Source organism: Streptomyces sp. AC512_CC834, assembly GCF_019049325.1.
Classification (GTDB): domain Bacteria; phylum Actinomycetota; class Actinomycetes; order Streptomycetales; family Streptomycetaceae; genus Streptomyces.
The window spans coordinates 24,116-34,499 of record NZ_JAGMUO010000009.1; the positions used below are offsets into that span (position 1 = coordinate 24,116).

Genomic DNA, 10,384 nt, shown 5'->3' on the forward strand with positions numbered 1-10,384 from the left:
CGGACTGGCCGGGTTCAGTTGATCATGCTGTCCAGGAGCTCCACACTCTCCTGCGGGGACAGAGCGGCCTGGGCCAAGCCGTCCAGGACGCTTCGGTAGTGCTGAGTCTCGTCTGGTTTGTCCAAGTACTCGGCGTCCTGCAGTTGCTCGAGGTAGACGACGTCGGGCAAGGCCGGAAGGTCGAAGCGCAGGTGCGTAATCGGGAAGCCTCCGGCGATGCACCCCGGCCGGTTGAAGGGCGCGATCTGTATCGTGACGTGGCTGAGGCGAGACATGCTGATCAGATAGCGCAGTTGCTCTCGCATGACCAGATCGCCTCCCATGGGCCGGCGCAGCACGGCTTCGTCGAGGACGGCCCAAAGTCGGGGCGGGGCCTGGCGGATCAGGACGTTCTGGCGCAGGGCCCTGAGTTCCAGCCGGTCTTTGACCTCTTCGGCAGGAGCGGCGGGGTAGGCCTGGTGTACCAGGGCTTCTGTGTAGGCGGGTGTCTGCAGCAGTCCGGGAACGAGCTGCACTTCGTAGGTGCGGATGACAGAGGCTGCCTCCTGCAGGCCGATCAGCTTGCCGCACCAGTCCGGCAGGACTCCGTCGAATCGGTGCCACCAGCCGGGCTGGCGGGAGATGCGTACGATCTCGGCGAAGCGGGCGCGGACGTGCTTGTCATCGACACCGTAGAGGGTGAGCAGGTCCATCACGTCGTCGTGCTTGCAGGTGACCTGGGCTCGTTCCATCCGGGAGATCTTGGCTTCCGAGCTTCTGATGGACTTGCCCGCCGGCTCCGCGTCGATGTGTGCCGCCTTGCGCAGGTGACGCAGGTAGTACCCGAGGACCAGCCGCAGCGCGACGGGGCTGCGCGCGGAGGCGTCGAGGTAGTACTCCAGGGTCGGTGCATCGACCGGAGGGGCGGGCACGGGCATGATGTCTCCTGTAGTGGCCGGACGACGAGCGCCAGTCTTCCAGGAGACGAGGCGGCGGGCGCGTCAATTGGACTGTCTCAGGCTGGCGTTAACTGGCGATCGGGTCGAACTCGCCGTCCTTCACCCCCGCGATGAAGGCCGCGATCTCTGCCCTCGTGTAGACCAGCGCCGGTCCGTCAGGGTGCCGGGAGTTGCGCAGTGCCACCTCACCTCCTATCAGTAGCGCCACTTCGACGCAGTTGCCGTCTGCTGTGCTGTGACGGCTCTTGACCCATGTCACTCCTGGAAGAGAGTCCGCCGGGACACCGTTGAAGGCACGGGCCATGTCCGACCTCTTTCGATCGTTTCCGACTTCTTTCATTTTTGGGTGACGCTGCTCTGGTTGCTGGGGACATGCTTTCCCTCCCCTCCTCATTTGGATGCAAGTCACGGATGCAATTGCATCCGGAGTGGGGCGACGCGGATACTTCTCAGTCAGGGCAGAGGACCGCGGCCCATACAACTGGACGTCTTCCGGGGGGATGAACAGTGACAGCTCACGCGGCGACGGCGCCGAGCCAAGGGCCGTATGCGGAGGCCCTCTTGCCACTTCGGAGCGTGAGCTGCCCCTCCCGTTCACCGCTGACCCCGCCCACGGCACCGGACTGGGGACTTGCCCTGGGCATCAGCACATCCGACTTTGCCGCTCGGGCATTCACGCGGGACCCGAGTAGTCTGAAAAGCATCCGCTGCTTCGTCCGCGACACCGCCGTGGCATGGGGCATCGGCGCTGTGGCCGAAGACCTGACTCTCGTGGTCAACGAGCTGACCACCAACGCGGTTCGGCATGCGCTGCGGTCGAGCGCTCCGCGGGAAGCCAAGGCATGGCTGGGTATCGCCCGGACTGCGGGCACGGTGCTGTGCGCTGTCTCCGACCCCAGTCCGGCTCCCCCACTGCCTCACCCGCCTCGGGGTATGGCCGTCGCAGGCCGGGGCCTGCTCGTCGTGGACGCTCTGACCAGCCAATGGGGTTACGCCGAGGCAGCCCCCGGAAAGACCGTCTGGGCACGGCTGAACGCGCACGCGCACTGACTTGGCGATGACGGTCGCCCCGTCCGCGCCCGCACACGTACGCGGGCCTTCATGACGCGTCCTGCGCCGCAGCACCGTCGGGGTGGTCACGGACCCATGCCAGTCCGCCGAGGTCGAGACACTGGCGTGCCCGTGTGACGGCCACGTACGCCAGACGGGCTTCTGCCTCGTCGATCGGTTCGGGAGGCGTCGGAGTGCCGTCATCGCTGTCGGCTGGGCCGTTGTCCTCTGGGGTGAAGTCGTCGGCGATGAGTACGCGTGACCACTCCCGTCCCTTTGCTTTGTGTGCGGTGGAGACAGTCGCCTGCGCCTGTGGCTCGGAGACGAGCCGAGCTACGGCGTTGAGAATGGCATCTGTGCCGTGGGTGTCGACGAGGTTGACCAGCGGCTGCAGATCACGTCCCGCCGGGTCATAGGCTGCGTAGTCCTGGAGTTCGCCCCAGTGAGTGAAGAGGGTCAGCTCGGGGTGGTGGGTACGTCGGCCTTCTTTGAGGTCCCGGGCGGCCAGGGCAAGGGTCTGCAGGCTCTCTCCTCCTCCGGCCAGAGCTACTCGGCTGCCGGCGGCCATGAGTGCCATCACCTGCGCCATGGCACCGACGTTGGTGCGGCACAAAACGGCATCTGGTTGGGTGACGGTCCCGAGTTCTGTGGGGATGTCGGGGGTGCCGGTGAGGCGGAGCGGAGCGTCGGCGAGGTGGAGCCAGCGGTTGGCCTCTGCGGCAAGGTCGGGGCCGAAACGGAAGGACTGCGACAAGGCCAGGCGGGTGCCGTCGAAGCCGGTCATGATGTCCTTGGCTCCGCGCCAGTGGTAGATGGCCTGTGCAGAGTCACCGACCATGACGAGCTGGGCGTGGTCGCGCTGGGCGAGGAAGATGTCTTCGACGACCGGATTGGTGTCCTGTGCTTCGTCCAGCAGTAGGAAGTCGGTGTCGAGCCGAGGCCGGGTGAGTGCCCAGATTTTCAGGTAGTGGTCGTGGTCGAAACGGACGGCGCCGTCGTCGGGGTGCTGCAGGTCGGCCCAGGCTCTGCGGGCGAACGGCATGATGTGGTCGGCGAGTTCAGTATGGCAGCCGGGGTCTTCCAGGCCGCGCAGGCGGGGCACGTGGTGAGGAGCGATGCTCTCGTCGGCGGCATGACAGAAGCGGGAAACGGTACGCAGGGTCGCGTTGGAGAGGGCCATGGGGCTCACCTCCTTTTCGTCGATGCGGAGGGCCTTGGTGATGCCGAGGTCCTGCCCGCTCTTCCATGCGGGGCGGCGGGGGGCGTTCAGGCGGCGGCGGTATCGGTGGCCGATTGCCGCGTAGGCCAGGGCGTGGGCGGTTTTGCACTGGACGTTGCCGGGGAACTGGGCGGCCGCGTTCTGGGCGATGGCCCGGTTGTAGGCAAGGTAGCGGCCTCGGCGACGGGTGGTGCGGGCGAGCAGATTCAGGGTGCTGGTCTTGCCGGTTCCTGCGCCGGCTTGCAGGGACAGATGGTCGCCGTTGCGGAAGGCGTCGGCTGCGGCGGTCTGCTCGGGGGTGGCGTTCATCATGGTGCTGCTCCGGGGGTACGGGCCAGGACCTGTCCGACGGCTGCCAGAAGGCTGGCGGGTGTCGTTCCGGTCAGGAGGTGCGACAGGGCGTGGGCGAGACGCTCGGTTTCGTTTCGGTCGTGCTGGGCCAGCGTCCGGTGCAGCGCTCGTTCCACCACCTGTTCGGGAGTGCGGCCGGCCTGTTCCGCGCTGTGGCGCAGGGCTGTGTGGACTGCAGGCGTGAAGGTGACGTTGAGCAGTACGTCTCCGCTTGTGTCGGGGTAGTGGGTGGTGATGACATCGATGGGCAGGGCCGTGGTGAGGTGCCGGCGCAGGCGCCGTGCTGCCCGCCCTTCGGTCTTGCCTGGGCACAGGGCCATCAGGCGGGTGGAGTCGGCGTTGGCTGCGAGGGGGACGCGGCGGGCGGCGGCGCGGAGTTCGGCCGGGCTGATGGGCCGTGTGAGCAGGACTTCCAGGGCGTGGTGGGGCATCGTCACGCTCCAGCGCCGCGGCGGGACGAGCGGCGCGGGATACAGGGGCGGGAGCGGGGTCGGGCGGTGTGCAGGCAGGAGCCGATGGCGCGCCGTCCGGTTCGGTCGAGGCCAGCGGGGACGGCTGCGCGGTCCTGACGGCGTGGGGCGCGCCGGCGCTGCTGCTCGGTGCAGGGAACGCGGCTGAGATTGTAGAGGTCCACCGGCGGGGGCAACGGGCGTTGGACGTGCTGATGGTCTGCGGGCAGTTTCCAGCAGCCGTACGGGGAGCGGGTGTCCCGGACGTGCTGGGAGCGTGGAGCACGGCGCGGGGACTGGGCGGCGCAGCCGTTTTTTCCTGCTGGGGTGTTGCCTGGGCAGAGGTTCCGCAGGATGCGTACGACCGGGCGGGCAGAGACGGCGGAGGGCCGTGCTGAGCGAGACGTGGTGGCGCTGGTGGCGCGGACCCCGGTGTCGATCGCGCGGCGGGTCCTCAGGGCGAGGCTGAGGCCCAGTGCCACCAGCTGGGGCCGGGCCCGCGAGGTGACCGCTCTGCGGGAGCAGACGAGCCGACGGTTGCTGCGGCACCAGTCGATGCCGTCGCTCCGGGGGTGGGCGATGCCTGCGCTGAGGTGCTCGCGGCAGCCTTCAGCGACCTCGGCCGCAGCCGATCCTGAGGGGTGCGGGGCGACAAGCCGGCGGCCGACACGCGGGCAGAGTTCGGTTCGGTCGCCGCACGCGGAGCAGCATCGAGTCTGCCCGGCGCGCAGGGGACGGCATGGCCTGGCGCCGGATACCTGTAGGGGCGGCCGGGTGCGCGGGTGCGCGGTGCGGGGGCTGCCATCCCCGCGGGGGTGGGAGCGGATGGGTTGGGAGCGCATGCGCGGACCGTGCCAGACCGCACACCGTAGCCGACGCAGTGACCTCCGGTGATCCCGCGAACAGCCCAGCCCGTGCGAACGAAGGCACGGAGGATCGCACACAAGTACGCCACCGTCTCGCCGTTTCGAGTGATTCGGCGTGGCGCGGGGCGCAGGACGCGCCCGGTCATCACGTGCCCTAGCGGCCCGGCGGAGTGTGGTTGCTGCAGAGCACCGCAAGCAGGTGCTCGATGGGCACGTCGAAGACGTGGGCGAGGACGTGCCAGGTAGTGAGGTTGCCGGGGGTGCGACCGTGCTCGAGGTCGATGAGGGTGCGGCGGGCCAGGCCACTGCGGCTGGCGAGTTCATCGAAGGTCCAGCCGCGTGCGCCCCGCAGGCGTGCGAATTCCACGCGTAGTGCGCTGAAGTCGGGATCGGGGGGCAAGATCGTCACCCCACCATCCGACGGTGCAGGATAGTGCCCTGTCAGTGCGAGTTTCTGCACTATCTGGGCTCACGAGGGTGACAGTCGCAGTGCGGAAAACTGCACTAGCGTGCTGGCGTCCTGGCTCCTGATGCCAAGGCGCCTGCCCACCAGTTGTGTTCATGGGAGGACGACGAGCCGATGAGGCTGGCCGGTACACAGACCGCGATGCGGCGCGTCTGGACAGTCGAGCTGCACCCGCGGGCGGGAGGGCCGAGACTGTTCTGCATCCAGTGCCAGGCCCACACACCCCCGGTGGACGGGCCCTCGGCCCGGTCGGCGGCCCTGACACACCTGGCCAGCCATGCTCGCACCGAGGCACTGCCCGCGCACCTGCGCACGTGCCAGTGCCACGCCCTGGGCTGTTCGTGGCATTCCCGTAGCCGGGGCTGCGGGGGGCCGGTACTCCTGGCGCTCACCCGGCAGACCGGCGGGCGCTCCTGGCGCCTGGCCGACACCTGCGCCGCCTGCGCCGCAGCGACCGGCGGGACCGCCGTCGTGCCGGAGACGCTGCTCGGCGCACGCCGGCCCAAGCCGTCGGGAGACATTCTGCGGCGTGCCCGCCACGGCCTGCCGCCGGGATCCGACGAGCGGGCCCGTGTGCGGGAGATGCTCACCTACCTGTCCGCCGCGCTCCCCCAGTTCACCTCACCCGCTGCCCGGCTGCTCGCCCTGCAATGCGCCCTGCGTGCAGACACCCTGGGCCATGTCACGGTTGCGGACGGGCTGCTGCGCACCATGCGGCTACGCGGGCGCCGGGAACTGTGGCTGGAGCTGGCTCAGGCCGGGTGGCTGGAGACGGCCCGCTCCCGGCCCGGACCCGTGACCGTACGGCTGCTGGACGCCACCGTGCTGGACCAGGCACCAGGCCGTGGTGCGCGGCGCCGCGCCGCTCACTGGGCTCTGCACCCGACGCCTCTGGCGCTGTCGGCTGCGGCTCCCGCTGCGCTGCGGCTGACCGCTCTCGTGCTCGCGTCGCATCCCTTCAACACAGAGGACTTGGACGCTGTTTCCCGCCTGTGCGGGCACTCCCCGCAGCAGACCGTGGAGTTGCTCGACCGGTTGGTGTCTGCTCGCGCCTTGGTGTCCTGGCACCAACGCCAGGACACCGGTGAAGTGCTCTGGCAGTTCCCGCAACAGCCGAGCCACTGCTCGGCAGACCAGGATCGCTGATGCTGCACAGCCCACGGCGTCCAGACCACGAGTACGTCTGGACGTGATCTGGGAGGACCGCTCCTCGTCTCTCATCCGTACTATCTCTGCACGGGGGGGTATGCGCGGCAGGTGCTGTGCAGCGGCATTCCTTTCAGCCGCAGCCACGCATCCGCTTCCGCAGTTACCTCCCCCCTCCATGTCCCTCACGCAGCAAGGAGAAAGCACCATGCCGAAGACATCGACGACAACCGAAGTGGCCTCGCAGTATGCCGCCCAGGTGGCCGGAGACCTCGAGCGCAATGCCAGGGAGCAGGAGCGCATCGGCGCGGACATCGCCACGCTCCAGGAGAAGCTCACCGCTCTGCAGCACGACCACAGTGTGCTGGTAAACATCCAGCAGGCGCTGGCCAGCACGGTCCCCGCGCCGGCTACCGAGAGCACCACTGTGCCTTCGCCCCGCAAGAAGACGGCCGCTGAGCCTGTCGGCGGCAGGCGTTCGCGGGCCGAGAAGACTACTGCCTCGCGGGGCCGCGCAGCGGCCAAGAAGCCCGTCGCCAAAAAGTCACGTGCGACCAAGGCTGCGGGCAAAGCAGCAGTGAAGAGCGATGCACCCACTCTCGTCGAACTCGTCCGCCGCCACCTTGCTGCGCAGAGCGACCCCCGGTCCGCTGCAGAGGTCACTGCCGGTCTGAACCAGGCCCATCCCGATCGCGCTGTCCAGACCACCGTAGTCCGCAACACGCTCGAAGGTCTCGTCGCCAAGCAGCATGCCCAGCGCACGAAGCAAGGCTCCTCTGTCTACTACACCGCAACCGGTGGACCCGAGCCCGTGGCCGCTTCCGAGGCCACTGCACAAGCCGAGAAGAGCAAGTAGGAGCCCAAGTCGTTGTGCTCACCGCCCGCAGACCGAGCCTGTGCCGTTGCCATGTCGCCGACGACGTAGCGTTGGCGCGGCGAGGTCTGGTCGGGTGGACAGTGGGGAGCCAAGGACGTTCGCCTTCTCGGGTGATCCGTCAATCGAGGGCAAGGAGACCGGCCGCGGCTGAATCCCGCCCGATGCACCGCATCACGCCGATCAACGATGCCTTCATCGCTTGACGCTTCCGCATGGCCGGCGGCCGCCGTTCTGCCGAAGCCGCATGCCCCTGACTGGTTTGGGTTCCCTGTCATTCCCGTGAGGGGATCATGCTGTCATGCTGGCTATACCGATCGTGGAGGTCGTCTTTTCACCCGAGGCGGTAGCGGCCGCCATTGCACTTGCGGCGGCGCCGCTGGGTTACTTCGGTGCCCGGGCCGACGCGAAGACCACAGTGCAGGCAGCCCGTGAACAGACCCGAGGCGCCGCCGATCAGCAAGCACTGACAGCCCGGCGCACTGTGTATGCAGAGTTTACCCGGGAGGCTCACGCTCTCGTTGACGGCGTACACCAGTACGTCATGGCGCCAGGCGCCGACGTGGGTGGGCCGACTACACGTCCTACGGGCACGTGCTGGCCGGGCCCGCTGGTCCTACGATGTCGTCTCCATCAAAGGGCCTGAACAGGTCAGTAGCGTGGCCAAGGGCTTTATCGACCAGGCTGCAGCCTGCCGGCGTGCCGAGAGCGGGCATGCCGGTGGTGTGATCGCGTTCAACAAACTGGACGAGCACAGGTTCATCTCTGCCGGCCAGTTGTCCGAAGCGGTTCTGCACGTGGACCGGCATGTTGAACGAATTCGGCGTGCACCTGGAACAGCCGCCCCACCCGGCGAGAGAAACTGTCCACGGTCGACGACGCCAAGGGGTGGGGCCCAAGCTGCCCTGCGGGCAACCTCGCGTTTGACACGACGGCCGGGGCGAAAGACGCCGCAGCCGGCAAGTGGAACACCCTGCAGCTCGAACTCGCGGCCGCGAACGAGTCGGACGTATTCGGCTGGAAGAAGTTCGACGCCAAGACCGCTGTGTTGTCCACCGACTACAACACGGTGCCCAGCGTCCCCACCGGCCTCTACACCTCGCCGGCCACCAGTTGCGGAGGCGCGGTTCTCTTCACGACCGTCGGGAACACGGACATCACCCTGGGAGCCAAGTTCCGCGACGGTGACGGGGGCACCGTCAAAGCCCGCTTCGTGCTGTGGCCCCAGGGCCACGGAGGGGCGGGCAACGAGGTCAACACCACCGTGTCCACCACCTCCGGGACCATCGCCAAGATCGTCGTCCCCAAGGCCAAACTGGCCTCACTGCTGAAAGACGCAGGCATCACCGGAACCGGCCTCTTCTCCTGGTGGGCCAAAACGGAGGACGGCACCACCAGCAGCGCCTTCTCCGACCAATGCCACTTCCGCTTTGACAGCACCCGTCCCAGCGAGCCGCCGACCGTCTCCTCCGCCGAGTTCCCCGACGGTTCCGACGGATGGCCGGACAGCACCAGCCCCGTCCGCGCGGAGGGCACCTTCACTCTCGCTAGTGGAGGCGTCACCGACGTCACCGAGTACGAGTACTGGACCGACTGGGACCCCACCGTACGCACCGTGACGTCGCGGTTCGGCCTGCCCACCGACGTCAGCATCACGCCCACATCCGCAGGTCCCCACCGTCTCTACGCGCGCAGCGTTGACGCAAGCGGCAACGCTTCCGACAGCGCCACGTACCTCTTCTACGTCAACAGCCTCAACATCGCCGACCAGCCAGGCGACCTCAACGGTGACGCCAACAGCGACATGTACGGCATCCGTACCGACGGCACACTCTGGCAGTATTCAGGCTCCGGCAACGGCACCCTGAGCGTCTACTCCGAAGCCAGTCCCAGCAGCTTCGACGGCGCATCCATCACCCACCGCGGCGACTGGACCGACGACGGATACGAGGACCTCATCTCCCTCAGCGGAACCGCCGGCAGCAAGAAGCTCCAACTCCACCCCAACAACGGCTACGGCTACGCCTGCACCACCCTCGGCGAGAAAGCACCCAACGGCAGCAGCACCTGCACCGCAGGCCGCCAGGAACTGAGCGTCTACGACCCCGCCAACAGCCACTGGCAAAACGCCACCCAGGTCATCGGCATCGGTGACATCGACGGCCCCCTGGACGTCGACAACGACGGCACCATGGACGTCCCCGGCTTCCCCGACCTCCTCGTCAAGGAAGGCAACCTGCTCTGGCTCTACTACGGCGCCAGCAGCTACCGCCTCGACGAGATCACCGAACCCGTCCTCATCGGAGGCGGCGGCTGGGCCGACTACGACCTCATCGCCCCCGGCGACGTCGACCAGAACACCCACGTCGACCTCCTCGCCCGCCAGCGCAGCACCGGTGACCTCTTCCTCTACCCCGGGACCGGCCCCGCCGGAGAAGGCCTCGGGGTCGGCGCCACCCGCACCGAGATCGGACACGGCTGGACCCCGACGAGCCGACCACTGATCGCCTCGGGCGGCGACGCCGACAATGACGACAAGCCAGACCTCTGGGCCACCAGCCCCGAGACCGGAAAGGGCCTCTACTTCTACCCAGCCATCACCAGTACAGGACACGGCACTCCCACCTCCGTCGGCACCGGCGGCTGGCTCGACTTCCAAACCCTCAGCTAGCCCTCCCCCTGCTGACCACGCACAAGAGCAGGGCCGGACAGAATCCCGACACTGCTGATCCCTGGCCCTGGCAGCACTTTGCCCCGCCGCGCATCGGCGGGGCAAAGTGCTGCCAGGTGGCTGGTCCGGGGGCGGGCGCGCGGCTCGTCGCTGAGCCAGGCATCGATACGGATGAGGTTGATCGCGGCACCGTTGATCGCGGCACCGGTGAGTTGGTGGTGGAGGCTGGTCTTGCCGAATACGTGGTGCGGGTTCTGTGTCAACGGTCATTGAGATGCCCAGGTGGGTGGCCGTTGGAGGCCCAGGCTGGTGGCCATCAGAAACCCAGGCGTGTGGCCAGTGGTGTTCCCGGGG

Annotated in this window: 10 protein-coding genes; 4 read left to right on the plus strand and 6 right to left on the minus strand. The window is 68.0% G+C overall.

The features are described 5' to 3' along the window. Positions 1-14: 14 nt before the first annotated feature. Together KUM40_RS01515 and KUM40_RS01520 are read right to left on the minus strand one after the other, a co-directional pair. Positions 15-917: a helix-turn-helix transcriptional regulator gene (locus KUM40_RS01515; protein ID WP_217161975.1), complete on the minus strand. Its 903-nt coding sequence runs from the start codon at positions 915-917 to the stop codon at positions 15-17. A gap of 88 nt (positions 918-1,005) precedes the next feature. Next, on the minus strand, positions 1,006-1,242 hold the full coding sequence (locus KUM40_RS01520; RefSeq protein WP_031087280.1) for a DUF397 domain-containing protein: 237 nt from the start codon (positions 1,240-1,242) through the stop codon (positions 1,006-1,008). Between the two features lie 272 nt (positions 1,243-1,514). Between KUM40_RS01520 and KUM40_RS01525 the strand changes: the two genes are divergently transcribed. Further along, on the plus strand, positions 1,515-1,988 hold the full coding sequence (locus KUM40_RS01525; protein ID WP_217161976.1) for an ATP-binding protein: 474 nt from the start codon (positions 1,515-1,517) through the stop codon (positions 1,986-1,988). Between the two features lie 49 nt (positions 1,989-2,037). On the opposite strand, the gene KUM40_RS01530 is transcribed toward KUM40_RS01525, so the two are convergent. The 4 genes from KUM40_RS01530 to KUM40_RS01540 all read right to left on the minus strand — a co-directional run bounded on the left by KUM40_RS01530 (position 2,038) and on the right by KUM40_RS01540 (position 5,282). Continuing rightward, positions 2,038-3,516 (minus strand): UvrD-helicase domain-containing protein, encoded by a 1,479-nt coding sequence (locus KUM40_RS01530; RefSeq protein ID WP_217161989.1) that lies wholly within the window; start codon positions 3,514-3,516, stop codon positions 2,038-2,040. Continuing rightward, entirely contained in the window at positions 3,516-3,995 is a 480-nt protein-coding gene (locus tag KUM40_RS01535; RefSeq protein WP_217161978.1) for a hypothetical protein, read from the minus strand. The genes KUM40_RS01530 and KUM40_RS01535 overlap by 1 nt, the downstream gene beginning before the upstream one ends. Beyond that, positions 3,992-4,849 (minus strand): DUF6083 domain-containing protein, encoded by an 858-nt coding sequence (locus tag KUM40_RS42575; RefSeq protein ID WP_374227330.1) that lies wholly within the window; start codon positions 4,847-4,849, stop codon positions 3,992-3,994. Before KUM40_RS42575 ends, KUM40_RS01535 begins: the two co-directional genes overlap by 4 nt. A 178-nt stretch (positions 4,850-5,027) precedes the next feature. Further along, a complete protein-coding gene (locus KUM40_RS01540; RefSeq protein WP_217161979.1) occupies positions 5,028-5,282 on the minus strand; it encodes a helix-turn-helix transcriptional regulator in 255 nt (84 codons plus the stop codon). Between the two features lie 285 nt (positions 5,283-5,567). Here KUM40_RS01540 and KUM40_RS01545 point away from each other — a divergent pair, with 285 nt between their 5' ends. The 3 genes from KUM40_RS01545 to KUM40_RS01555 all read left to right on the plus strand — a co-directional run bounded on the left by KUM40_RS01545 (position 5,568) and on the right by KUM40_RS01555 (position 10,030). Beyond that, positions 5,568-6,485, plus strand: a complete 918-nt coding sequence (locus KUM40_RS01545; protein ID WP_308401037.1) for a hypothetical protein — start codon at positions 5,568-5,570, stop codon at positions 6,483-6,485. A 208-nt stretch (positions 6,486-6,693) separates the two neighbouring features. Continuing rightward, entirely contained in the window at positions 6,694-7,341 is a 648-nt protein-coding gene (locus KUM40_RS01550; protein ID WP_217161982.1) for a hypothetical protein, read from the plus strand. Between the two features lie 1,066 nt (positions 7,342-8,407). Continuing rightward, positions 8,408-10,030: a hypothetical protein gene (locus tag KUM40_RS01555; RefSeq protein ID WP_217161984.1), complete on the plus strand. Its 1,623-nt coding sequence runs from the start codon at positions 8,408-8,410 to the stop codon at positions 10,028-10,030. The last annotated feature ends 354 nt before the right edge of the window (positions 10,031-10,384 follow it).